The sequence below is a fragment of the Novosphingobium sp. NPDC080210 genome, from assembly GCF_050281025.1.
Taxonomy (GTDB): Bacteria; Pseudomonadota; Alphaproteobacteria; order Sphingomonadales; family Sphingomonadaceae; genus Novosphingobium.
In genome coordinates this window covers 68,753-92,337 of the sequence record NZ_JBNNWL010000006.1, presented here as the reverse complement: position 1 = coordinate 92,337, position 23,585 = coordinate 68,753, and the positions used below count along the sequence as shown (strand labels likewise).

The window sequence follows — 23,585 nt, the reverse complement described above, 5'->3', positions numbered from 1 at the left end:
GTCCATGATCCAATCCCTTCTTATCGCCAATCGCGGCGAGATTGCTTGCCGGATCATCCGCACCGCGCGGCAGATGGGCATTCGCACGGTGGCGGTCTATTCCGATGCCGATGCGCAGGCGCTGCACGTGCGGCTGGCCGATCAGGCCGTGCACATCGGCCCCAGTGCGGCGCGGGAAAGCTATCTGGTCGGCGACAGGATCATCGCCGCCGCCAAGGCCACCGGGGCAGAGGCGATCCATCCCGGCTATGGCTTCCTGTCCGAGAATGCGGAGTTTGCGCAGAACGTTATCGACGCCGGGCTGGTCTGGGTCGGCCCCCGTCCCGCCTCGATCACGGCCATGGGCCTGAAGGACGCGGCCAAGCAGCTGATGCAGGCTGCGGGCGTGCCGGTAACGCCGGGCTACATGGGGGAGAACCAGGATCCCGCATTCCTGGCCGGCCAGGCCGCACAGATCGGCTATCCTGTGCTGATCAAGGCGGTTGCGGGCGGCGGCGGCAAGGGGATGCGGCGCGTGGACAGCGCGGCGGACTTTGCCGATGCCCTTGCCTCGTGCCAGCGCGAGGCGGCGGCCAGTTTCGGCAACGACCATGTCCTGATCGAGAAGTACATCCTCTCCCCCCGCCATATCGAGGTTCAGGTCTTCGGCGACAGCCACGGCGATGTCGTCCACTTGTTCGAACGCGATTGCTCGCTGCAACGCCGCCACCAGAAAGTGATCGAGGAAGCCCCCGCCCCCGGTATGGACGCAGCAACCCGCGCCGAGCTCTGCGCCGCCGCCGTGCGTGCGGCCAAGGCGGTGGACTACGTCGGCGCGGGCACGATCGAATTCATCGCCGATGCCAGCGAGGGCCTGCGCGCCGACCGCATCTGGTTTATGGAAATGAACACGCGGTTGCAGGTCGAACATCCGGTGACCGAGGAGATCACCGGCGTCGATCTGGTCGAATGGCAATTGCGCGTCGCCAGCGGAGAGTCTTTGCCACTGCGGCAGGATGAACTGGAAATCCACGGCTGGGCGATGGAAGCGCGGCTCTATGCCGAAGATCCCGCCGCCGGGTTCCTGCCCTCCATCGGCACCCTGGAACACTTGCGGCTGAGCGAAGAGCTGCGGATCGACACCGGGGTTGAGGAAGGCGGCGCGGTATCGCCCTTCTACGATCCGATGATCGCCAAGATCATCGCCACCGGCGATACGCGCGACGAAGCGATTGCCGCGCTGGCCGACGGGATCGACGATACCGAGGTCTGGCCGGTCCGCACCAATGCCGGGTTCCTGGGCCGCCTGCTGGCGCACCCGGACTTCATCGCGGGTAATGTCGATACCGGTCTGATCGGACGCGAAGGCGATGCTCTGGTCCAGCCGCCCGCGCCCGATCTGGACGAACTGCGCGAAGTGGCGGCCAGCCTTTGTGGCAGTTCTGGCAGCGATCCGTGGTCGGCGGCGCTGGGCCTGCGGATGGGTGCAGCGCCGCGCGCCCAGGCCCGGCTGATGGAAGACAGCGGCACGGTCCATGTGGTCGATCTGGCCGAAGTCGAAGCCGAGGAGCCATCGCGCGAAGTGCTGGTGTTCGATTCCGGCTTTGCCCGCCGCTATACGCTGGAGCGGGTCGAGGGCGGCCTGCACCACTCCGCCGCCGACGGCGCGATCCTCTCCCCCATGCCCGGCAAGATCATCGCCGTGGAAGTTACGCAGGGCCAGCAGGTCGCCAAGGGGCAGAAGCTGCTCACGCTGGAAGCGATGAAGATGGAACACACCCTGACCGCGCCGTTCGACGGGACGGTGGTGGAACTGACCGCCACGCCGGGCGCGCAGGTTCAGGTGGAGGCGCTGCTGGCGCGGATCGCGGAGTCAGCATCGTAGCCGTTCGTGGTGAGGAGGCCCCGAAATCGCAGGTTGAGGGGCCGTCTCGAACCATCGCGCGGGACGCTGTCCTTCGAGACAGCGCTTCAGCCTGCGGCTTCAGCACTTCCTCAGGACGAACGGGCTTTACCACGCCCCGCTCAGGCTGAGCCTGTCGAAGCCGGGTATCAGCCCTGCTGACGCGGACGCAATTCCTCGCTATGGGGCCGCCATGCAGAACCCCGTTCGCCGATCCAACGAGCCGCTGCGCGTGGCCGCGCTTTATCGCTTTGCCCGCCTGGACAACTATCGCGACCTGCGCGAGCCGCTGGAGCAGCTGTGCAACCAGCACGGCGTGCGCGGCACGCTGCTGCTGGCGCACGAGGGGATCAACGGCACCATCGCCGGTACGCCGGAAGGGATCGACGCGGTGCTGGCCGCGATCCGCGCCCTGCCCGACTGTGCCGAAGTGGACGTGAAGCTCTCCACTGCCAGCACCATGCCGTTCCACCGCATGAAAGTGCGGCTGAAGCGCGAGATCGTGACCATGGGCCAGCCCGACATCGATCCGCGCAGCGTGGTGGGCACCTATGTCGAGCCGCAGGACTGGAACGCGCTGATTTCCGATCCCGACACGATCGTGATCGACACCCGCAACGATTACGAAGTGGAAGTCGGCACTTTCGCCCGCGCGATCAATCCGCACACGGTCAGCTTCCGCGAATTTCCCGACTGGTTCCGGCGCGAGCGCGAACGCCTGCTGGGCACCGGCAAGCCGCCCAAGGTGGCCATGTTCTGCACCGGCGGCATCCGCTGCGAAAAGAGCACTGCTTTCCTCAAGCAGGAGGGGATCGAGGACGTGTTCCACCTGAAAGGCGGCATCTTGAAGTACCTGGAAGTCATGCCGCTGGAGCAGAGCCTGTGGCAGGGCGAATGCTTCGTCTTTGACCAGCGCGTCACCGTCGGGCACGGTCTGGTCGAAGGCGATTGCACCCTGTGCCACGCCTGCCGCCGCCCGCTGAAGCCGGAGGACCGGCAATCCCCGCTGTATGAGGAAGGCGTCAGCTGCGCCGCCTGCCACGACGAGCGGACCGAGGAACAGCGCGCCTCCTACCGCGAGCGCCACCGCCAGGAGCTGCTGGCGCAGCGGCGCGGCGCGGCCCACGTCGGCGCGGCTATGCCCGAACCCGCCGAAAGCTGAAGATCAGCCAGGCAAGCTGCCGCTCTGGCGCAGCGCCTCGCCCAGGACCAGCGCGGCGGAAGAGGCCAGATTCATCGAGCGCACTTCCGGCCGCATCGGAATGCGCAGGCGCGCATCGCAAGCTTCTGCCACTTGCGCCGGAACCCCGGCGCTTTCCTTGCCGAACAGCAGGACGTCGTCGGCTGCGAAGGAGAAGTCATAGACGGACTGCGTGGCCTTGGTGGTGAACAGCACCAGCCGCCGGGGCGCGATGGCAGCGCGAAAGGCCGCGAAGCCAGCGTGGCGCGTCACTTCGACATGGTCGATATAGTCCATCGCCGCGCGGCGCACGCGCTTGTCGTCCCAGGCAAAGCCCAGCGGCTCGATCAGGTCCACCGCCGCGCCCAGGCAGGCCCCCAGCCGCATGACCGCGCCGACGTTTCCGGCAATTTCGGGTTCGTACAAGGCAATCCGCATTCCAGCCCAGTGCCGCCTTGGTGCGCGCTGCGCAAGTGCCCCGCAGCATAGCTACGCCCGGACGCGCACCCGTGCCCGGAAGGTCGTGTTCACCCGCGCGGAAACCATCAGATAGGGTAGCCAGATCGTCATGGAGATCAGCACCCGGCGTACATTTCCGGTCAGCATGTCCGCAAAGGGTCCGGCTACAATGGCAGGAACGGCTCCGGCGCTGGCGACATATTTGGCAATGGCGAACTGCATCAGCAGGTCATAGCACCAGGTCACCACCAGCATCCGGGGAAACAGCGGCGCAGCGCGCTGGGCCATGGTGAAGCACATCATGTACATGAAGCTGAGCAAGGCCACGTCCAGGGTCATGATGCGGAATGCCGCTATGGCCCAGCCCGGCGCACCGGGCGGCATGGCGGGCATGGCGAGGTGATAGGTCACCAGCCGCATCACCATCGACAGCAGCATGCCCACGGCAAGCGAAACGAGGAACCCCTCGAACCCATAGGCTGGCTGGCTGCGCAGTTCCTGCGCCGGAATCCGCCGCCAGGTGCCAAAGGCGGCGAGCCGGAACGCGGGCTGCCGCGTGCCCTCCCCATGCGGATAGGCGCGCGAGGCGAGGAACCAGGCCAGCCACGGCGCTGCCGCAATCAACAGCGAAGGAGCCATCAATTCGGGGATGCGGGCATCGCTGGCCAGATGGGGGTGGGCAAGAAAGAACTTGCCGGTCCGCAGCAGCCCCCCGCCCAGCGCCAGGACGGTCCAGAAGGCCAGGATCCACACCCCTCGGCGCTGGATGAAGCTCGCAATCCGGCGGCTCTCGTCCAGCAGCCGGGCCGATAGATTGGCAGCCATTGCGATAACTTGGTCCATGGGGCGCTCCTGTTCCGGGAGCAGTGTGAGGGCGGACTGGTTAATTTCCTCTCAACCAGCCGAATCAGGCATCCGATTCGCTTCCATTTTGGAAGCAAACTGTCACCTTAATGCCATGGTAACCCTCTTGCTTAACCAGCTTCGTTATCCGTTTTTCCATAGCAAGTTACTGGTTAGAAATAGAATTCTTAACGCAACTTAACCTTCTTTGGAATCCAATTGACGTTGCACCAAAGTGGGAAGATTTTAAGGAAGTCCCGTGGTTTCAAACGCGCTTTGGGGTCAGTGCAACTGGCTGGCTTCCAAATAAAATCAGGGTTGCGTTGATTCCAATCGCCCCACGGACCTGAGAGCAGATGCCGTCCGGCCTATGCCCTCGTTCTGAAATGGCCCGAAATGAGTTCAAAATTGGGGTAGTTGACATGACCAAGTTCATCAAATTCTTCATCCGCGACGAACGCGGCGCCGCCGCTGCCGAATATGCGCTGATCCTGGCAGTGGTTGCTGGCGGTATTGCCGTGGGAGCAACGCTGCTCGGCACAAACATCGCCACCGTCATTACCGACGTCGCGAACGAAATCGTCCCTCCGCCTGCGTAATCCCATTGCGGCCACGCTCCTCAAAATGCGTGGCCGCACCAGTGACCTGATCTCCTCTCACGCAGTTTGGGGGCAAAATGCGTTCACGAAGCCTGATCGTGCTGGCCGCGGCCTTGCTGATAGGCCTGGTCGCCGTGCTGATCGTCAACGGCGTGTTCTCTGGTGTCGAGCAGCGCCAGGCAGCCGTGGCGGAACAAAGCCGCCAGGTCCGCATCGTCGTGGCCAGCCAGGACGTGCCGTTTGGCACGCCGATCTCTGCCCAGAACGCCCGGCTAGCCAATTGGCCGGCCTCATCCGTTCCGGCGGGAGCCTTTACCACGCTGGAAGAGGCAACGCGCGCGCGGGTTGCGCTGCGCCCGCTGGTCGCCGGCGAACCGGTCCTGGCCTCAAAGGTCTCGGGTGAAAACGGCCGCGCCACGCTGTCCGCCAACCTGCCCGACGGACAGCTCGCCTTTGCCGTGCCGATCGACGCCGTGGCCGGAGCGGGCGGCTTCGTCCGTCCGGGCGACGTGGTGGACGTGCTGGTCACCCGCCAGATCCCGGGCGAAGGATCGAGCCAGTCCGACAAGATGACCGACATCGTGCTGGAATCGATTCCGGTCCTCGCGGTCGATCAGGTGTCCGACCCCAACAGCACGGACCCCGCCCTGGGCAAGACCGCGACGCTGCAAGTCGATAGCTTCGGCGCGCAGAAACTCGCTCTGTCACAGCAGCTTGGCGTCATCTCGCTGGCGCTGCGCAAGGTCGGCGATCCCAATGTAGGTTCGCGCAGCACGGTGACGGGCCGCGATATTACCGCCAGCCGCCTCTACATCGCGCAGCGCCGCCAGGCGGGTTCGGCCTCCCCCGCACCTGCCGCCGCCAGCAGAGGCAGCGCGGTTCCGACTGCCGCGGCCCAGCCCGTCCGCGCCTTCACCGGCCCCAGCGTAACCGTGGTGCGCGGCACCAAGACCAGCGAAGTGAGTGTGTTCCATGGCTATTGAGCCTGCCAGATTGCGCCCCGGCCTCGCCGCGCTGGCGCTGTGCCTGCTGATCCCGGCTGCTCCGGCCATGGCGCAGAACGCAGCCTCGCTTCCGGGCGAGAGCCGCGATCTGCACGCCGGAACGCTGGAAGTGCCGGTCAACAAAAGCCAGATCGTCAATGCCGACCGCACCATTGCCAAGGCGATGATCGGCAACGACGAAGTGGCGGACATCCTGCCGCTGTCCAGCCGCTCGCTTTATGTCCTTGGCAAGAAGATGGGCACGACCAGCCTGACGCTCTACGATGCGGGCGGGCGCGTGATCGCGGTGATGGACGTGGCTGTCGGCCCCGACGTCGAGGCCCTGCAATCGCAGCTGAACGACCTGGTTCCGGGCGAGGAGGTGCAGGCCCGCATCTCCAACGACTCTATCGTCCTGACCGGCATGGTTTCCAGCCCAGGCGCGGCCCATACGGCAGAGCGGCTGGCCAGGACCTATGCCGGGGACAAGGTGGTCAACATGATCAACCTGGGCTCCGGTCAACAGGTCATGCTGGAAGTCCAGTTCGCCGAGGTGGAGCGCGCCACGGGCCGCGAAGTCGGCTTCAGCGGCTCCGCCAAGTCCAAGGGCGGTACCTTCGACATGGTCCTGGGCCGCAATTCGCAGCTCATTCCCAATCCCGACACGGGCGCAGGGGAATTGTGGCTGGAATCGATTACCGGACAGGCGGGGATATTCCGCAATACGTTCGGGATCGGCAGCCTCGACATCACTGGCATCCTGAACGCCCTGGAAACCAAGGGCCTTGCGCGAACGCTGGCCAAGCCCACCCTGGTGGCCATTTCGGGCGAGCGCGCTTCGTTCCTGGCCGGAGGCGAGTTCCCCATTCCGGTCGCGCAGGGCGGCAGTTCCAACGCCGCGATCACCGTGGAGTTCAAGACCTTCGGCATCGGACTGGCCTTCACCCCGACCGTGCTGAGCGACAAGACCATCCACATGATCGTCGATCCGGAAGTGAGCGAGATCGATTCCAACGCTGCGGTTACGATCAACGGCATCACCATCCCGGGCCTGCGCACCCGGCGCGTCAGCACCACTCTGGAACTGCGCGACGGCGAAAGCTTTGCCATCGCCGGACTGCTGCAACAGGACAGCAAGGCGAACATCTCGCAGCTGCCGGTGCTCGGCTCGATCCCGATCCTGGGCACCCTGTTCCGCTCGACCCGGTACCAGAAGGGCGAGACCGAGCTGCTGATCGTGGTCACCCCGCGCCTCGTCGCGCCGATCCGGCCCGAGCAGGTGCGCCTGCCCACCGACCGCGTGCGCGAACCCACCGATGGCGAGACGTTCCTGCTGGGCCAGCCTTACCAGCCGCGCGAACTGCCTCCGGTGTCCTCGGACGGCGCGCCGCCCCCCGCAGCCCAGACCAAGAAGGACGACGCATATGGCTTCTGACCTTGCCCGGCGGCTCGCACCCCTCGCCGTTCTTGCTCTCGCGGGCTGTACCGGGCCGGACGGCAGCACCCTCGGCGTCAACCAGCCCGACAATTTCGGTGAGGCCAACCGCCAGACCTTCGCCGCGCAAGTGATCGACCCCGCTCCGGTTTACGATGACGCCCTGATCGGCGGCAGCGGCGACAAGGCGGCCCAGGCCATCGAACGCTATCGCACCGACAAGGTGAAGCAGCCCGAACGGCAGCGCATCACCAAGATCGGCGGCAGCGGCGGAAGCGACTCCGGCGGCGGAGCGGGCGGCTCCCCCGGGGGCGGCAACTGAGGAAAGGACCTGTGCGACCATGCGCCGAATTGACGGTCATGGCTTTGTAGGAGACGAGAGCGGCGCGGTTGCCGCAACCTATGCGCTCACCCTGACCGCGCTGGTCCTGATCGCCGGCGTGGGCTTTGACTATGGCCGCCTGGCCGCCATGGACAGCGAGTTGCAAAACGGCGCCGACCAGGCCGCCCTGGCCGGAGCTACCCAGCTCGACGGCCGCCCCGGCGCCTGTGCACGCGCGGCGGCGGCAGCGGCGACGCTGGTGAACAACTTGACCTTGCTGGCGGACGGACAGGGTCGCGTCGTCGTGCAACCTGTCTCAGCCTGCGACAGCAGCGGAAGCATAAAGTTCTGGAGCGACAAAACCGGAACCCCAGCGAAGTCAGACAGCGACGCACGCTTTATCGAAGTGACCGTTGACGCGCGCAGCGTCAGCTTTGCTTTCACTCCCATTGCTGGTTTGCTCACAGGCGATGCCATCGCAACGGCAGTCGCAGGATTGGGCTCCTCCGTCTGCAAGGTGCCACCAGTCTTCATCTGTAACCCCAACGAAATCAACGACCCTGATTTCGAGATTACGAATTATATCGGGAAAGGCATTCGCCTGATCGCCAATGACGGCGGGTCGAATTATGCTCCTGGCAACTTCGGCTATTTGCAGACCAACGCCGGGAACGGGGCGCAGACGACCTCGCAAACGCTTGGCCGCGTCGAGATTCCGGGCGACTGCGTCGATGCCAATTCCATAACAACCAAGCCCGGGGAACAGGTTAGCGTCCTCGATGCCCTTAACACCCGGTTTGACATCTATGCCAACGGCCTGAACCAGGCCTGCGGCACGGACAACCACCTCTGTCCGCCATCGGCGAACACCCGCAAGGATCTGATGCAACGTGGCAACGCATGCCAGTTGGCAGCGGGGGGCGGCAGTGGTTGGCGCGAGCCACCCAATCCATACCGCCCGCTATCCGCTGCACCGCTGTCCAGTGAGCAGATCCAGAACACGGCGCCGATGGGCTATCCGCGGGACATGTGCCATGCGGTCAGCACGACAGGTGTCTGTCCAGGAGGAATCATCGGCAACGGAGAATGGGACCGCAACGCCTATTTCAGGACGAATTCCGACAACTATTCCCCTACTTTCGACTTCAACACCATTCCCAAGCGCGGCTCGACCCTGACCCGGTACGACGTCTACAAGTACGAGGCGGCAAATGCCACGACGCGCCTGCTTACGCAGAGCAGCGGAAGTCTTACGTCCAGACCACAACCCATCTGTCGCCAGCCGGGCGTGGCAGTGGGCGGAACGAACGTGGATCGGCGGGTTCTATCGGTCGCAGTAGTCAACTGCAAAGCACAAGGCGTTCAAGGCACTACCACAGGGATCCAGCCGACCCGGTGGATCGACGTGTTCCTGGTCGAGCCTTCGGCCAATCGCAGCGACTCTGGCGGGAACAAGTACACCGAGCAAAGCGATGTCTACGTCGAGGTGATCGGACTTACGACGACTGGTGGCGGAAGCAATGCCGCCCAGAAGATCCGGCGCGACGTGCCGTACCTGGTGGAATGAAATGGGCCGGGTCGGCGCCTTCATTACCCACGAGCGCGGTGCGGCGGCGGCGGAGATGGCGCTGATCCTGCCACTCGCGCTTGCCTTGCTGTTCACCATGTTCGAGGGCGCTTGGTATATCCTGTGTGAGCACCGGGTAATTAAGGGAGTGCGTGACGGTGCACGTTACGCGGCACGCCTCGACTTTGCCAATTACGGTTGCCCCGGCGGCACCTTCAATGGCAGCGCACTGACGGTCCAGAAGATCAAGAACCTAACGCGGACTGGTCAACTTGAACTGGGCGAAGGAACAGTTCCGGGCTGGGCGGACAAGCATATCTTCATTTCAGTCTCTTGCACCAGCGAAATCGGCGGAATCGAAGTGGGCGGAATTTACGCAGCCACGGGCAATTATGCCCCCAAGGTCCGCATTCACACCACTGTGCCTTTCCCCTCATTACTCGGCAGCATGGGGTTTGGGTCCGCGACGTGGCAGATCCAGGCTGCGGCGGAAAGCCCGGTGACTGGCATATGACCCGCCCGGGCCACTTCCTCGCCTGTGAAAGAGGCGCAACGGCGGCAGAATTTGCGCTGGTCTTGCCGGCGTTCCTGCTACTTTTGTTTGGAACGCTGGATCTGGGGCGCTTTGCCTGGGAATTGAACCGGGCGGAACGGGCGACCCAGGTGGGGGCACGCTGGGCTGTTGCCACCGATATGATCGCCAGCGGCCTGAAGGATTACAGCTTTGCCGCTTCGGGTGAAGTGCCACAGGGAGAACCAGTCAGTTCCGCCCTGTTCGGCAAAGTTGTTTGCGACGGCACTGCATCGTCGGTGACATGCAGTTGCACGGCGGGAAGTTGCCCATTCCCGGTCACTTCAGACTCTTCGGCTTTCAGGCTGTTTGTCGAACGGATGCAGGAGGTTTACCCCCGCATTAATTACGAAAATGTCAGGATAACCTACAGCCATTCCGGCCTGGGTTTTGCTGGCGATCCGAACGCGCCGGACGTGGCGCCCCTGACCACAGTCAGCCTGCACGGCATTCAGTTCAATTCCATCGTCCTACTCGGCGGGCAATTTGAAATGCCCGCCTTCCCCTACACCCTGCCGATGGAAGACGGCAGCGGTACGACATCGAACTAAGCAGACAAGAAATGACCGACATGAATCTCAAGGGTTTTGCCAAAGCGGATGCGGGGATGCGGTCTTGCGCGGACCTGTTGCTGGTGGCCTCCAGCGCGCAGCTCGCTGCGGTTGAAGGCGGCGCCGGGGCGCAGGCGTTTCCGGGGCTGCTGACCTATGCCAGCAGTGCGGACGAACCCGTCCCCGCCGACCTGCTGGCCGCAGCGCGGGTGGTCGTGGTGGAAGTGGATCCTGGCAGCCCCGCCTCGCTCGACCGGCTGCGCGCCATCGGGCGGGACTATCCCGACCTGCCCCGGATCGCGGCCATTGCCGAAACCACGATTGCCCTGGTTCAGACGCTGGTGCGCGAAGGGGTGAGCGACGTCATTGTCTTACCCCTGCAGATCGAGGAACTTCTGGACGTGACCCTGCGCGCGCTCGCCCATTCGCGGGCGCGTTCGGGCGCGGTAAGGCTGGCGCCGCAACTGGCCGTTGTGCGTTCCATTGGCGGCTGCGGCGCCACATCCATTGCCACCCACGTTGCCGCGCACCTTGCAGCGATCCGGCCCCATGCCGCCCCTGTCGCGCTGGTTGACCTTGACCTCCAGGCTGGCTCCATCGCCGAATTCCTGGGCACATCGGGAACGGGAACACTCAGCGACCTGCTCGCCGCCGGCAGCCGCCTGGACGAGGAACTGCTGCGCGCCGTCGCCCGCAAGGCGGACGATCATCTGGTCGTCTTCGCCTCGCCCGATGACATCCAGCCGCTGGAAGCAGTGGACACCGACCGGCTGCTGCAATTGCTGACCCTGATCCGCCAGAACTACAGCGCCGTGGTGGTCGACGTGCCGACCGACTGGACCAACTGGGCCGTCTCGGTGCTTTCGGCTTCGGACCTCATCCTGATGGTGGTGGAACTCAACGTAAAAAGCCTGCGTCAGGCGAAGCGGCGGCTGGACCTGCTGGCCCAGATCGGGGTGGAGCGCGACCGCGTGGTCCTGGTGATCAACCGGGCCGAGCGGCGCATGTTCAAGGCCATCGACACCTCCGATGTATCAGAAACGCTGCACCGCGAAGTGATCGGCACCGTCTCGCTGGAGGGGCAGGACCTCGCCTCGGCCCAGGCCCAGGGCGTGCTGGCCCACCGCCTGAGCCGCAAGAGCAAGTTCTCTGCCGATGTCGCCGCCATCGCCGAAGCGGTCGCGAAGCGCATCGGATATGAAGCGCGATGAGCATGTGGCAGCTCAGGCGCCCGGACCCGGGACCGCACGGCGGAACGTCCCAAGCGGCCGTGCAGGCCCCGGCCCCTGCGCCTCCGGCGAAACCGGGCGTGCCGCACGATGTCGACAAGCTGATGGGCCTGAAGGTCCGCATACACCAGCAATTGATCGAACGGCTCAACCTGGCCGCGCTGGAAAAGCTGCCGCGCGATCAGGTGGCGGCGGAAACGGCGCAGGTCGTGGGGGACCTGATCGATGCCGATGGCGTGGCGCTCAACCGCACGGAGCGCGCCCAGCTGATCGACGAAGTGCTGGACGAACTGCTGGGCCTCGGCCCGCTAGAGCCGCTGCTGAAGGACGAAACGATCACCGATATCCTGGTGAACGGCTACAAGACCGTGTTCGTGGAGCGGCGCGGCCTGCTGGAGCGCGTCCCCACGCGGTTCCAGGACGAGCGCCACTTGCTGCGCATCATCCAGAAGATCGTATCCGCAGTTGGGCGGCGCGTCGACGAATCCTCCCCCTTCGTCGACGCGCGCCTTGCCGATGGATCGCGCGTCAACGCCATCGTCGCGCCGCTGGCCATCGATGGCTCGCTGCTGTCGATCCGCAAATTCTCCAAGTCCCCAATCAGCTTGGACCGGATGATCGAACTTGGCTCCATCCCGGCCAAGCTGAAGCCGGTGCTGCGCGCGATTGTCGAAGCGCGGCTGAACATCATCATTTCCGGCGGCACCGGTTCGGGCAAGACCACGCTGCTCAATGCCTTGTCCTCGTTCATCAACCCGCGCGAACGGATCGTGACGATCGAGGATTCGGCGGAACTGCAATTGCAGCAGGAACACGTCGCGCGGCTGGAAACACGCCCGCCCAACATCGAAGGCAAGGGCGAGGTAACCCAGCGCGACCTGGTGAAGAACGCGCTGCGCATGCGGCCCGACCGGATCATCCTGGGCGAATGCCGCTCGGGCGAAGCCTTCGACATGCTCCAGGCGATGAACACTGGCCACGACGGATCGATGACCACGGTCCACGCCAATACCCCGCGCGATGCGCTGTCCCGCATCGAGCAGATGATCGGGATGAGCGAGATCGACATTACCCCCCGCTCCGCCCGCGCGCAGATCGCCTCGGCCATCCAGGTGGTGATCCAGATCGCCCGCCTGCCCGATGGCCGCCGCCGCCTGATCAGCTTGAGCGAACTGACCGGGATGGAAGGCGATACGATGACCATGCAGGAAATCTTCCGCTTCCGCATTACCGGGAAAAGCGAAACCGGCGAAGTCCTGGGCCAGTTCGAAGCGGCTGGCATCCGCCCGAAGTTCGCCACCCTGCTGCGCGATCGCGGGATCGAGCTGGACCCGGCCCTGTTCAGCCCGCAAACGGACCTGACCACGCCATGAGCGCGCTGCTGCTCCGCCTGTTGATCCTGGTGGTCGTCTTTGCGACGATCTTCCTTGTTTCGCAGTGGCTGCTGGCGGGCTACGTCAACCGGCGCGCGGCAAGGAAAGCAGTCAACCGCCGCCTCGAATTGCTGAAAAGCGGTGCATCGGCCAGCGATGTCGATGCGATCCTGCGCCGCTATGTCCCGAGCCGCCTCTCGCCGGACGCCGGGCGGCTCGAACGGTGGTATCACCGCTTTCAGCAGACGGTGCAGATCGCCAATATCGGCCTGGCACCGCGCACGATCATCCTGGCCAGCCTGTCCGCCTTTGCCATTGTCGCAGCCGCCTTGCTGCTGCTGGCGATGAGTTCTGGATTTACCATCACCATCGGCACCTTCGAACTGGTCCTGGTGATGAGCGGCTGCCTGACCATCCTGGTCCCCTTTTCGCTGATCAGCCGCCGCAAGGATCAGCGCCGCCGCAAGATGGAAGAGCAGTTTCCCATCGCCCTCGACGTTTTCACCCGTGCCCTCAGGGCCGGCCATCCCATCGCCGCCGCCATCGACCTGCTGACCCGGGAAATGGAAGACCCGCTGGGCAGCGAATTCGGCCTGGTGGCGGACGAAGTCGCCTATGGCGCGGAACTCACCACCTCGCTGATGGACATGGCCGACCGCTGGGACCTGCCCGATATCCGCATGTTTGCCGTCTCGATTTCGCTGCAAAGCGAAACCGGCGGCAACCTGGCCGAAATCCTGGGCAACCTGTCGAGCGTGATCCGCGACCGCCACTCGATGTACCTGAAAGTCCGTGCGCTCAGTTCGGAAGGACGGATGAGCGGCTGGGTTCTCTCCGCGCTCCCGGTCCTGACCTTCCTGTTCCTGTTCACTCTGAACCGCAAATTCTTCTTCGACGTCGCTGGCGATCCAATCTTCCTTTACGGGTTCACCGGGCTGGGCCTGCTCTATGCCGTGGGGGTCTACACGATCCGGCGCATGATCGATTTGAAGGTCTGACCCATGCTCGAACTGATCGCCACCAACCCCGTCATTCGCTACACTGTCCTGCTGGGCATCTTCGGGATCGTTGCCCTGACGGCGCTGACCGCCATGACTTTCGTCGACCGGCGCATGGCGACGCGGAGCGAACTGCGCTCGATCTCCAGCAGCACGCGGCGGACGGACAGCGTTTCGCTGCGCAGCCACAACGAAGGGGTGTGGAACAAGCTGGTAGCCAGGATCGAACAGGCCGGTCTCAACCTGGACGATACCAAGGGAGACGTCCTGCGCGACCGGCTCCGCGCCGCCGGGTTCACTTCGCCCCTCGCCCCCCGGCTCTATACCTTGGTCCGGCTTGGCCTGGTGGTGACCTTGCCGACGGCATTCGTGCTGGGCACCTTGGCCACCGGACAGGAGTTGACCTTCCTGCGGCTCTACCTGGTCGGTTCGATTTGCGGGGCGATCGGCCTGCTCGGTCCATCGCTGATCGTGCGGATCAAGGCGGACCGGCGGCGCGAGGCGATCACCAACGGCTTCCCCGATGCGCTCGACCTGATCCTGATCGCGGTCGAGGCCGGACTGGGGCTGGAAGCGGCGCTGGACCGCGTGGCGCGGGAAATGGCGGCGTCCCACCCGTTGGTAGCGCAGATGCTGGCGACGACGACCCTGCGCTTGCGCGCCGGTGCAACGCGCGAAGAAGCGCTGCGCCAGATGGCGGACGAGGCTGGCATCGACGAGATCCGCTCGTTCTCCACCCTGTTGATCCAGTCGGACAAGCTGGGCACCAGCATCGGCGCGACCTTGCGCGTCTATGCCGGCGAAATGCGCGAAAGGCGCCGGATGCGGGCGGAAGAAAAGGCGCACCGCCTGCCGGTCCTGCTCTCCATCCCGCTGGTGGTCTGCATGTTGCCGACCATGATCGGGGTGCTGATGCTGCCCGCACTCATTCGCGTCATCAGGAACGTTTTCCCCGTCATGGCAGGAGGTTGATATGCGAAACAGGCTTTTGGGCAATGCCTTGCTGCTGGGATGCGCAGCCGCGCTGGGGGCTTGTCAGGCAACCGGCGCCCCCGGGCTCGCGCGCAACGGGATCGAACGCCCGGCCCCGAGCGAGACCGAGCTAGGCCGCGCGCATCTGGCCGCACAGCGCAATGGCCTCGCGATTGAAGCTTTCAACCGTGCGCTGGTTTTTGGAGAGCCTGCCGCTCCGGCATTCAATGGCCTGGGCGTGGCTTACGCTCGCCTGGGACGGGCCGACCTGGCCTACCGGTTCTTCACCCAAGCCTCCACGGCCGATCCCGCCAATCCGCTCTATGCGCGCAATCTGGCGACGCTTACCCAGTCTGCCGGGTTCACTCTGGCCGCACTCCGCCCGCAGGCGGCAAGGCCCCTGGTTGCACCCGTGCCGCCGGCACCGCGCGAACCGGGCAAGCTGTACCGCGATGGCAACCGCCAGTTCACCTTGCTGACCCGGCCGGCAGATCGCACCGCAACCTCTTGCGCGGTGAGCTTCAAGGGTGCCAGGCCGCGCAACTGCACCCAGGCCGCCCTTCCTGCCGTGGCAGCTCGGAACAAGGTCCGGCCCGGAACCCCGGTCGCAGCCGCTCCGGCAGCATCCCCCGTTGACAAACCGGTTCGCACATCCGCACGCAAGACTGTGACCTTCGGCGCGGCAAGCGCGTTGCCGGTCGTTATCGGACCGCAAACCGGGGGCAATGCGCGGCAGCCATGAGCTTTGGCATCGTCACCTTTGGGTCCCTGGCGGCGAGCGGCGCCTATATGGCCTGGTCCGATCTGGTCAGGCGGCGCCTGCCCAACGTGGTCGCGGCAGGATTGGCGATCGCCGGTCTCGCAGCCGGCATGGCCCTGGTTGGCAGCCATCATACCTTTTCCAGCCTGATCCACATGCTGGTCGCGCTCGGCATCGGCTTTTGCGTTTCGACCCTGGACCTGGTCGGCAGCGGCGATGCCAAGTATTACGCCGGGGTCGCGGCGTGGTTTCCCTTGTCAGAGGCATTCCGGTTGCTGGGCTGGGTTGCGCTCGCCGGGTTCCTGATCGCACTGATCTGGCTGATCTGGATGCGCTCAGCCCCCTCTCCCGAAGAGGACGAGGCGGACTTTGCCAAGGTGCCATTCGGCATCGCCATTGCGGCTGGAGCCGTTCTGGCCAGCGCGGGCCTGTTCCATTGACTTCGCGCCGCCTGTCCCTCGCCCTTACCGGCATTCTCTGCATTGCCGCCGTGGCATCGGATGCGGCTTATGCAGAAGGAACGAGGCCAGCCGTAACGTTCGGTCGTTCGCTGGATATTGAAGGCACCCCCTTGCGGCTCGCGCGTGCCTTCAACCCGGGGTTCCCCCTGGCCGGACCCGGCACCCGGCCCAGCGGACTGCCGCTCAAGGCCAACTGGATCTCCAGCGGCTTTGGCATGCGTTTCCACCCCTTTGGCGGAGGGGCGAAGTTCCACGGCGGGCTGGACTTTGCGGCACCGACCGGGACGGCGGTCCACGCCACTGCCCCCGGCTTCATTTCCTTTGCCGGATGGAACGGCAATTACGGACTGTGCGTCGTGATCGACCATGGCGGCGGGACTTCGACCCTGTTCGGTCACCTTTCCGCTGTCGCGTCAGCACCGGGCACCCCGGTCGGCATGGGCGACCTTATCGGGCGCGTCGGTTCCACTGGCCGATCCACCGGTCCGCATCTTCATTACGAGGTCCGCCTGGGCGGCAGACCCGTCGACCCCAGATCGTACCTGTAAAGCGCCATTCCTCCCCGTGGGCCCGATTGGGCCACACGGGGCGGGAAAGCAGCGCGCAGGCATTACTGCGGCATGATGCGGAAGGTCAGGTTGCCCGGTTGGGCATTGCCGGCCAGCTTCAGCGCCAGCTTGCGATTGGCAATGGCCGCCGTGTCAGAGCGCGAAACGGTAACCGATCCGCTTTCGTTCAGCGGGATTTCCACGCCATCGACCACCAGGCTCGCACCCGCCAGGACCGGCGAGTAGTCAGCCACGACCTGGTAACCGCGGGCGTTGTTGCAGAACTCGTTCAGATTGCCGAGCGATGAGGTACCCGTGCCGGTGTCAACCTGCGCGGCATCAACCGCAACGCGGCAAATCACGGGAACATGACCCTCAACGCCGATACGATACTGGCTGGTGCCGGACTGGGCATAGCTAGCCGGTGCGAGAGCAACGATGATCGAAGCAGCGGCAACGGCTGCGGCGATGCGGGACGGGCGAACTTGAAGATTGAGTTTCACTGCATTTCCTCCTTCTGGATGCAGCGAAACTGGCAAGAACCGTACCATTTCCGGAATTTTCCGGGATTTCAGAGCACTAAGCCCTTGCCGCTTTGCAATCGATTGTTGCACGCAGGATCATGCAAGTCAGAATGACATGGATTTTGACCGGCTGCGTTTCAGAATGCATGCCATTTTGAGAAAGCGCACAGGCCCGGTCTGCGATTAGATTGCATCGTGTGGGGGGAAATAGCCGTTGACCGTGATGAACCTCAATGTCTCCGGATCGGTCACGGTGACGGCACCGCGGTGCACTTCAAGCACTTGACGTCCGCGCAGCTCTTTCAGGATGCGGTTCACGTGGATCGGCGTGATGCCAACGATGTCGGCCAGATCCCCTTGCGTAAGGGGCATGGCCTCGACTTCGCCGTCCGGGGCCATGGCAACCACGCGATCGTACAGTTCCAGGATGACCGCGCTGAGCCGTTCAACCCCGGACTTGCGCCCCAAGGCGACGACCATCGACGACTGCCGGGCAAGCACCCGGATGAGGTCGGCAAGTATCCTGCGGGTATGCTCCGGGTACGTTCCCGCGTCCAGCATGACGCTCTCCAGTGAAACTGCCGTCGCCTTCACCGGAGTAAGCGCGACAATCCATTCCGTGCTGGTGGGATCTATGATCCAATGCGGCTCGCAATAGTCACCCGGCAAGTAGATGGCTGTGATCTGCCGCTGACCCGAAGCGAGCCTGGTGTAACGCGCCAGCCAGCCAGCCTCGATCCGGAGGATGTATTCCATGCGGTCATCGGGAAACGCCAAATGCTGGCGGCGGCTAAAAGCATGTGCAGTCGCGTCGGAAATGTCCAGCATACTCAATCAAGCCATCTGCGGCACACTGGCGCCCCGCAAATACTCCCACAGTCGGTAGGTTAGCCCATGACAATAGAATTGCCTGAACACGTTGCCCTGATTGAATAGCACTTTATAAATCAAAATATTATAAGACAAAACACCTATTATGTCCAGCTTATTGTCTTATAATGACGTTTTATAAATCACATTTCATAATCCAATGTGAATAAGTGCAGATCATAGCGGTTCAATGCGGAATGCCAGTGCGGGAGCAACTCCCTCTTGCGGGAGCTGCAATTCCACCTTCCGTTCAGTCACGGCGGCACCCGGCGACTTCGCAATGATCACACGGCCACTCTTGCCCAGTGGAATCGTACGCCCATCCACGATCAGTGCCGCATCGCCGGCCATCGGGGCATATTCCATCACCACCTGATAGCCGTGTGGATTGTTGCAGAACTCCTTCATGGTGCCGAGCGAAACCCGCCCGGCACTGTCCGGAACCAGCGCTGCATCAACCGAAACGCGGCAGAGCACCGGCACTTCGGCGGAAATGCCGATCCGGTACTGTGCGGCCGGTTCGGATGCGATGGCCGGGGCCGCAACGAAGGCAGCCGCTAGCGCTGCAAGGATCGAAAGGGCTGCATGATCTTTCATTTGCCTGCTCACTTCTGGAATCGCACCGTGTTCACAGGCGATAATGCACAGGCAGACAAATAGATCTTTTGATTTGCACCAATTCACTGCGTGAAATTAGTGCCAAATTGAAAGTAAACCCTTTATTACGTAAATTAACTTATATAACTAATTTTCTGATTTCGCCTTACAGAACATAACGAAGCCTGATCTCCGCACGAGCCTCACCATTTACGTTGATAACAGCTTCTTCCCACCTGGGAGCGCGCGGACGGAACGGCGGATTGCGCGAGAAGCCATAGCCTTCCTTCGGAATTCCGACGAAGGTGTCCAGCTTGCTGTTGGCATTGGCGTCGTGGAAAATTGCCACCGCGTAATTTCCGGCGGCCAGACCGCTCAGCAGCACTTGGGCCTTGCCGTTTTCAATCGGCAAGGAAGCTGTCCGAACCGCCTTGTCCTTGCAATCGGGAAATCCGGTCTGCGGGGGGCACAGGGCCAGACGGATCACGCCTTTGGCGGACTTGATGCCGGTTACGGAGACTTCAAGCGAAGCCGGATCAGCCTGGGACGAAGCTGCAACGGGAACCGCCAGGCCCAGCGCTGTGGCGACCAAGGTCAGGCGGAGAAAAGCAAGGTGCGACATCGGCGCACGATAGGCGCGACTGCCCGCCGCGCAAAGCCCAACTTGCCGTGCACCTTGGGGCTACTAGGCCAGCGGGATCGGCTCGGCTATTGACCGGCCATGACGGCAGACTTGCCCGTGGTGATCGTAGGTGGCGGGCTGGCGGGCGCGCTGGCCGCCTTGCGCCTGGCCCAGCGGCGGCCCGATATCCCGCTGCTGCTGCTGGAAAGCGGCAGCACCTTTGGCGGCGATCACACCTGGTCCTTCTTTGACAGCGACGTTCCAGCACAAGCGACCGATCTGGTTGCGGCGCTGCAACCGGTGCGCTGGCCGCGCCACAAGGTCCGCTTTGCCGGTCGCACGCGCGAATTGCCGGTTGCTTACAACTCGGTCCATTCCGCCGCGCTGGATGCCCTGGTCCGCAAGTGCCTGCCCGCAGCGTCTTACCGGCTGGGGGCAAGTGTGGCGCAGTTGCACGCCGATGGCGTGACCTTGGTTGGCGGCGAGCAGATTGCCGCCCGCGCCGTGATCGACGCACGTGGGCCGCAAGGGGCAATGCCGGGGCTGGACCTGGCCTGGCAGAAATTCGTCGGGATCGAATTCCAGGCCCAGGCGGCAGAACCGGACTGCGCCACGATCATGGACGCCGACCTGCCGCAGCTGGACGGTTACCGCTTCGTCTATGTCCTGCCCATGGCGCCTGACCGGGTGCTGGTGGAGGACACCTATTACAGCGACTGCCCGGACTTGGCCGTCGACACCCTTGCCGAACGGGTCCGCAGCCTTGCCGCAGAGCGCGGCCTGGGCGGAGCGGAACTGCGGCACGAAACCGGGGTTCTGCCGATCCTGATCGGCGGCGATCCGCAGCAGTTCTGGCCCGTTGGCGATCCGGTTGCACGGTTGGGACTGGCAGGCGGGTTCTTCCATGCGACCACCGGCTATTCCTTTGGGCTGGCGATGGAACTGGCGGAGGAAATCTCCGCCCTGCCCGGCGACTTCAGTGGCCCAGCGCTGGCCCGCTGGAGCCGTGAACGGTTCATGCGGCACTGGCGGGACATGGGCTATTTCCGGCTGCTCAACCGGATGCTGTTCCGCGCCGCAGTGCCGGACCAGCGGCACCGCATCTTCGCCCACTTCTACCGCCTGCCCGCGCAGCGCATTGCCCGGTTCTATGCCGGAAAGCTGACCTGGAGCGACCGGGTGCGGATCCTGACGGGCAAACCGCCAGTGCCGGTGGGCGCGGCGATCAAGGCACTACTCCAGCCATGAGCGAGCGCGCTGCTCTTGTCCTGGCCGCGCGGGATACCATCGCGCAGGGTTCGCAAAGCTTTGCCGCGGCCAGCAAGCTGTTCGCACCGGACACGCGGGAGCGGGCCTGGCTGCTCTATGCCTGGTGCCGTGCGGCGGACGACCTGACTGACGGGCAGGAACTGGGCCACGGTGCCGCGCCGCTGGCCGATCCCGCTCATGCCCAAGCGGAACTGGAGCGGCTGACTGCGGCGGCGCTGGACAGCGATACGCCGCTGCCCCTGCCGTTTGAGGCGCTGCGCCTGGTCGCGCGCGAAACGGGAATGCCGCGCCGCTTCATCGAGGACCACCTGGCCGGTTTCGCCCTGGACGCCGCAGGCTGGCGACCGGAGAGCGAGGAGGATCTGCTCCGCTATTGCTATCACGTGGCCGGAAGCGTCGGGTGCATGATGGCCGTGGTCATGGGCGTGGCGGCAGACGATCAGGACACGCTCGACCGCGCCTGCGACCTCGGCCTCGCCTTCCAGCTGGCCAATATCGCCCGCGACGTGGTGCCCGATGCGCAGACCGGGCGCTGCTATCTCCCCGCCGCCTGGCTGCGCGAAGCGGGGCTTGGCGAAGCCGATCTGGCCGATCCCGCGCAGCGCGATGCGGTAGCCCGGCTGGCGGCGCGGCTGGTGGAGCTATCGCGCCCCTATCGCCATTCGGCCCGGGTCGGAGCGGCGCGGCTGCCGTTCCGCTCGCGGCTGGCCGTGCTGGCAGCGGACGGGATCTATGGGGCGATCGGGGAACAGGTCTTTGCCCTGGGACCAGCCGCCTGGGACCGCCGCGTCCGGGTCAGCAGCGCCGGAAAGCTGGGGCTGTTGGCAGGGGCTGCGCTGCGATCCTGCACCCCGCCTGCCCCGGCCTCGCGCGCGGGGCTGTGGACGCGGCCGCGTCAGTCCTGAAGGGTCGGTTCGCGCAGGCGACCTTGGCCTGACGCGCGCAGCTGTGCCTTCAGCCGCTCAACCGGCGGAGCCCAGAGAAAGCCGAAGCTGACCGTGCCGTGCTTGCTTTCCACCACGTGATGCAGGCGGTGAGCCTGGACGATGCGCTTGAAGTATGCGCTCTTCGGCACGATCCGGTGCGGCAGGCGGCGGTGGACGATCCAGTCGTGGAAGCCAAAGTAGATCGCGCCATAGGCGGCGATGCCCGCGCCGATTGCCGTGGCCCAGCCGCCCCAGCCGCCCTGCACCCCCAGCCACAGCATGACGATGGAGGGCACGGCAAAGATCGCGGCGTAAAGGTCGTTCCACTCGAACGGTCCGGTCCGCGCGCGGTGGTGGCTGGCATGGAGGAACCAGCCCGGCCCATGCATCACCCAGCGGTGCATGCCATAGGCAAACAGTTCCATGCCCGCGACCGTGGCGACGAAGATCAGGCTGTTCGCAATCCAGTCCATCTGCTGGTCCATAGCACCTGTTGGCGGCTTAGACGATCAGGCTTGCCGTTGCCTTGGCGCTGCCGACCACGCCGGGGATGCCGGCCCCCGGATGGGTGCCGGCCCCGACGAAATAGAGGTTCGGGAAATGATCGTCGCGGTTGTGCCCGCGGAACCAAGCGCTTTGCGTCAGGACCGGTTCAAGGCTGAAGGCACTGCCCAGATGGGCGCCCAGATCGTCCGAGAAGTCCTGCGGAGTATAGTGGAAGCAGGTGTCGAGCTGTTCGTACAGGTCCGGGATCAGCAGGTCGCGCACGCGGTCCAGCACGACCTTGCGATAGCGCCCCCCTTCCTGCGCCCAGTCCACCGGGGCGGTCCCCATGTGCGGCACCGGTGCCAGGGCATAGAAGGTCGACTTGCCTTCGGGCGCCATGTCCGGATCGGTCGCGCTGGGATGGTGCAGGTAGAGCGAGGGATCCTCGGCCAGCCGCCCCTTCTTGTAGATATCGTCCAGCAGCGGGCCATAGCGGTCCGAGAACAGGATCGAATGGTGCGCCACTTCGGGATAGCGGCCCTTGAGGCCAAAGTGCACCACGAACAGGCTGGGCGAAAAGCGCTTGCGCCGCAGCGACCGAACCTTGCCCGCAGCATAGGATGACCCTTCGATCAGGCCATAGCTGTGGACCAGGTCGCCGTTGCTGGCGACCATGTCGGCATGCAGCACCTTGCCCGTGGCCGTGACCACGCCGCTCACGCGCTGGCCTTCATGGCTGATGCGGGTGACCTTCTCGCCCAGCAGCAACTTGCCACCCAGCCGCTCGAACAGGGCAATCATGCCGCTGACCAGGGCATTGGTCCCGCCCTTGGCGAACCACACGCCGCCCAGCTTTTCCAGCCGGTGGATCAGGGCATAGATGCTGCTGGTCTGCATCGGATTGCCCCCGACCAGCAGGGTATGGAACGACAGCGCCTGGCGCAGCTTGTCGTTCTCGACGAAGCTGGAGACCATCGAATAGACCGAGCGCCAGGCCTGGTGCTTGGCCAGCGCGGGCGCGGCCTTGAGCATCGAGGTAAAGTCCAGGAACGGCACCGCCCCCAGCTTCAGGTAGCCTTCCTCGTAAACGCCCTTCGAATATTCCAGGAACCGCGCATATCCGGCCACGTCCGCCGGATCGAGCTTGGCGATTTCGGCATTCAGTTCCTGCTCGTCGTTGGAATAGTCAAACGCGGTGCCATCGTTCCACAGCAGGCGATAGAACGGATGGACCGGCAGCAGCGTCACGTCGTCCGCCATGCGGCTGCCGGACAGGGCCCACAGCTCTTCCAGGCAGGCCGGATCGGTAATCACCGTCGGCCCGGCATCGAAGGTATAACCATCCCGCTTCCACACATAGGCGCGGCCACCGGGGCGGTCGCGCGCCTCGACGATCGAGGTGGCGATCCCGGCGCTCTGCAAGCGAATGGCAAGGGCAAGCCCGCCAAAACCGGAACCGATGACGATGGCAGAGCGGGAGGGTTGCATGTTGGCCCATTTATTGCAGGAAGACTGTCAGACAACCTGTCCCAATGGGCGGCTGTCCGCCGGGGCCTGG

Annotated in this window: 26 protein-coding genes; 18 read left to right on the top strand and 8 right to left on the bottom strand. The window is 64.5% G+C overall.

The features are described from left to right. Nucleotides 1-4 precede the first annotated feature (4 nt). Together ACQKOE_RS14675 and ACQKOE_RS14670 are read left to right on the top strand one after the other, a co-directional pair. A complete protein-coding gene (locus tag ACQKOE_RS14675; RefSeq protein WP_427513462.1) occupies nucleotides 5-1,864 on the top strand; it encodes an acetyl/propionyl/methylcrotonyl-CoA carboxylase subunit alpha in 1,860 nt (619 codons plus the stop codon). Nucleotides 1,865-2,075: 211 nt separating this feature from the next. Beyond that, nucleotides 2,076-3,044 carry a rhodanese-related sulfurtransferase gene (locus tag ACQKOE_RS14670; RefSeq protein ID WP_427513461.1) on the top strand — a complete coding sequence of 323 codons (969 nt, stop codon included), beginning with the start codon at nucleotides 2,076-2,078 and terminating at the stop codon, nucleotides 3,042-3,044. A gap of 3 nt (nucleotides 3,045-3,047) precedes the next feature. Here the strand turns inward: ACQKOE_RS14670 and ACQKOE_RS14665 are convergent, their stop codons facing one another. Together ACQKOE_RS14665 and ACQKOE_RS14660 are read right to left on the bottom strand one after the other, a co-directional pair. Beyond that, entirely contained in the window at nucleotides 3,048-3,500 is a 453-nt protein-coding gene (locus tag ACQKOE_RS14665) for a tRNA (cytidine(34)-2'-O)-methyltransferase (protein ID WP_427513460.1), read from the bottom strand. Between the two features lie 51 nt (nucleotides 3,501-3,551). Beyond that, nucleotides 3,552-4,364, bottom strand: coding sequence for a DUF2569 domain-containing protein (locus ACQKOE_RS14660; RefSeq protein WP_427513459.1), 813 nt, complete (start codon nucleotides 4,362-4,364; stop codon nucleotides 3,552-3,554). A 422-nt stretch (nucleotides 4,365-4,786) separates the two neighbouring features. Here ACQKOE_RS14660 and ACQKOE_RS14655 point away from each other — a divergent pair, with 422 nt between their 5' ends. The 14 genes from ACQKOE_RS14655 (at nucleotide 4,787) to ACQKOE_RS14590 (ending at nucleotide 16,733) form a co-directional block, all read left to right on the top strand. Continuing rightward, nucleotides 4,787-4,963 carry a Flp family type IVb pilin gene (locus ACQKOE_RS14655; protein WP_427513458.1) on the top strand — a complete coding sequence of 59 codons (177 nt, stop codon included), beginning with the start codon at nucleotides 4,787-4,789 and terminating at the stop codon, nucleotides 4,961-4,963. 77 nt (nucleotides 4,964-5,040) lie between these two features. Then, nucleotides 5,041-5,946: a Flp pilus assembly protein CpaB gene (gene cpaB / locus ACQKOE_RS14650; RefSeq protein ID WP_427513457.1), complete on the top strand. Its 906-nt coding sequence runs from the start codon at nucleotides 5,041-5,043 to the stop codon at nucleotides 5,944-5,946. Continuing rightward, complete coding sequence (locus tag ACQKOE_RS14645; protein WP_427513456.1) at nucleotides 5,936-7,381, top strand: type II and III secretion system protein family protein; 1,446 nt, start codon at nucleotides 5,936-5,938, stop codon at nucleotides 7,379-7,381. Before cpaB ends, ACQKOE_RS14645 begins: the two co-directional genes overlap by 11 nt. Further along, the gene (locus ACQKOE_RS14640; RefSeq protein WP_427513455.1) at nucleotides 7,371-7,703 is read left to right on the top strand and encodes a hypothetical protein; all 333 of its coding nucleotides are present in this window, start codon (nucleotides 7,371-7,373) and stop codon (nucleotides 7,701-7,703) included. The genes ACQKOE_RS14645 and ACQKOE_RS14640 overlap by 11 nt, the downstream gene beginning before the upstream one ends. A gap of 19 nt (nucleotides 7,704-7,722) precedes the next feature. Then, complete coding sequence (locus ACQKOE_RS14635) at nucleotides 7,723-9,270, top strand: pilus assembly protein TadG-related protein (RefSeq protein WP_427513454.1); 1,548 nt, start codon at nucleotides 7,723-7,725, stop codon at nucleotides 9,268-9,270. 1 nt (nucleotide 9,271) lies between these two features. Continuing rightward, nucleotides 9,272-9,784, top strand: a complete 513-nt coding sequence (locus ACQKOE_RS14630) for a TadE/TadG family type IV pilus assembly protein (RefSeq protein WP_427513453.1) — start codon at nucleotides 9,272-9,274, stop codon at nucleotides 9,782-9,784. Continuing rightward, complete coding sequence (locus ACQKOE_RS14625) at nucleotides 9,781-10,392, top strand: TadE/TadG family type IV pilus assembly protein (protein WP_427513452.1); 612 nt, start codon at nucleotides 9,781-9,783, stop codon at nucleotides 10,390-10,392. The genes ACQKOE_RS14630 and ACQKOE_RS14625 overlap by 4 nt, the downstream gene beginning before the upstream one ends. An 11-nt stretch (nucleotides 10,393-10,403) precedes the next feature. Beyond that, nucleotides 10,404-11,603, top strand: coding sequence for an AAA family ATPase (locus ACQKOE_RS14620; RefSeq protein WP_427513451.1), 1,200 nt, complete (start codon nucleotides 10,404-10,406; stop codon nucleotides 11,601-11,603). A gap of 2 nt (nucleotides 11,604-11,605) precedes the next feature. Further along, on the top strand, nucleotides 11,606-12,994 hold the full coding sequence (locus ACQKOE_RS14615; RefSeq protein ID WP_427513450.1) for a CpaF family protein: 1,389 nt from the start codon (nucleotides 11,606-11,608) through the stop codon (nucleotides 12,992-12,994). Further along, nucleotides 12,991-13,992, top strand: a complete 1,002-nt coding sequence (locus ACQKOE_RS14610; protein ID WP_427513449.1) for a type II secretion system F family protein — start codon at nucleotides 12,991-12,993, stop codon at nucleotides 13,990-13,992. The genes ACQKOE_RS14615 and ACQKOE_RS14610 overlap by 4 nt, the downstream gene beginning before the upstream one ends. Nucleotides 13,993-13,995: 3 nt before the next feature. Beyond that, nucleotides 13,996-14,964 (top strand): type II secretion system F family protein, encoded by a 969-nt coding sequence (locus ACQKOE_RS14605; protein WP_427513448.1) that lies wholly within the window; start codon nucleotides 13,996-13,998, stop codon nucleotides 14,962-14,964. A 1-nt stretch (nucleotide 14,965) separates the two neighbouring features. Next, nucleotides 14,966-15,706 carry a tetratricopeptide repeat protein gene (locus ACQKOE_RS14600; RefSeq protein WP_427513447.1) on the top strand — a complete coding sequence of 247 codons (741 nt, stop codon included), beginning with the start codon at nucleotides 14,966-14,968 and terminating at the stop codon, nucleotides 15,704-15,706. Further along, nucleotides 15,703-16,164 (top strand): A24 family peptidase, encoded by a 462-nt coding sequence (locus ACQKOE_RS14595; protein WP_427513446.1) that lies wholly within the window; start codon nucleotides 15,703-15,705, stop codon nucleotides 16,162-16,164. Before ACQKOE_RS14600 ends, ACQKOE_RS14595 begins: the two co-directional genes overlap by 4 nt. Next, nucleotides 16,161-16,733 carry a M23 family metallopeptidase gene (locus ACQKOE_RS14590; protein WP_427513445.1) on the top strand — a complete coding sequence of 191 codons (573 nt, stop codon included), beginning with the start codon at nucleotides 16,161-16,163 and terminating at the stop codon, nucleotides 16,731-16,733. The genes ACQKOE_RS14595 and ACQKOE_RS14590 overlap by 4 nt, the downstream gene beginning before the upstream one ends. Nucleotides 16,734-16,795: 62 nt before the next feature. Here the strand turns inward: ACQKOE_RS14590 and ACQKOE_RS14585 are convergent, their stop codons facing one another. From ACQKOE_RS14585 to ACQKOE_RS14570, 4 genes are all read right to left on the bottom strand, one after another. Beyond that, on the bottom strand, nucleotides 16,796-17,236 hold the full coding sequence (locus ACQKOE_RS14585; protein WP_427513444.1) for a hypothetical protein: 441 nt from the start codon (nucleotides 17,234-17,236) through the stop codon (nucleotides 16,796-16,798). A gap of 204 nt (nucleotides 17,237-17,440) precedes the next feature. Continuing rightward, a complete protein-coding gene (locus ACQKOE_RS14580) occupies nucleotides 17,441-18,085 on the bottom strand; it encodes a Crp/Fnr family transcriptional regulator (protein WP_427513443.1) in 645 nt (214 codons plus the stop codon). A 219-nt stretch (nucleotides 18,086-18,304) separates the two neighbouring features. After that, on the bottom strand, nucleotides 18,305-18,724 hold the full coding sequence (locus ACQKOE_RS14575) for a hypothetical protein (RefSeq protein ID WP_427513442.1): 420 nt from the start codon (nucleotides 18,722-18,724) through the stop codon (nucleotides 18,305-18,307). A gap of 166 nt (nucleotides 18,725-18,890) precedes the next feature. After that, a complete protein-coding gene (locus ACQKOE_RS14570; protein ID WP_427513441.1) occupies nucleotides 18,891-19,346 on the bottom strand; it encodes a DUF2141 domain-containing protein in 456 nt (151 codons plus the stop codon). A 99-nt stretch (nucleotides 19,347-19,445) separates the two neighbouring features. Between ACQKOE_RS14570 and crtY the strand changes: the two genes are divergently transcribed. Together crtY and ACQKOE_RS14560 are read left to right on the top strand one after the other, a co-directional pair. Beyond that, entirely contained in the window at nucleotides 19,446-20,594 is a 1,149-nt protein-coding gene (crtY, locus tag ACQKOE_RS14565) for a lycopene beta-cyclase CrtY (RefSeq protein WP_427513440.1), read from the top strand. Continuing rightward, a complete protein-coding gene (locus ACQKOE_RS14560) occupies nucleotides 20,591-21,520 on the top strand; it encodes a phytoene/squalene synthase family protein (protein ID WP_427513439.1) in 930 nt (309 codons plus the stop codon). Before crtY ends, ACQKOE_RS14560 begins: the two co-directional genes overlap by 4 nt. Here ACQKOE_RS14560 and ACQKOE_RS14555 read toward each other — a convergent pair. Together ACQKOE_RS14555 and ACQKOE_RS14550 are read right to left on the bottom strand one after the other, a co-directional pair. Further along, nucleotides 21,511-22,014: a sterol desaturase family protein gene (locus ACQKOE_RS14555; RefSeq protein ID WP_427513499.1), complete on the bottom strand. Its 504-nt coding sequence runs from the start codon at nucleotides 22,012-22,014 to the stop codon at nucleotides 21,511-21,513. The two genes, ACQKOE_RS14560 and ACQKOE_RS14555, sit on opposite strands and share 10 nt — an antisense overlap. Nucleotides 22,015-22,042: 28 nt before the next feature. Then, entirely contained in the window at nucleotides 22,043-23,515 is a 1,473-nt protein-coding gene (locus ACQKOE_RS14550; protein WP_427513438.1) for a phytoene desaturase, read from the bottom strand. Nucleotides 23,516-23,585: the final 70 nt, after the last annotated feature.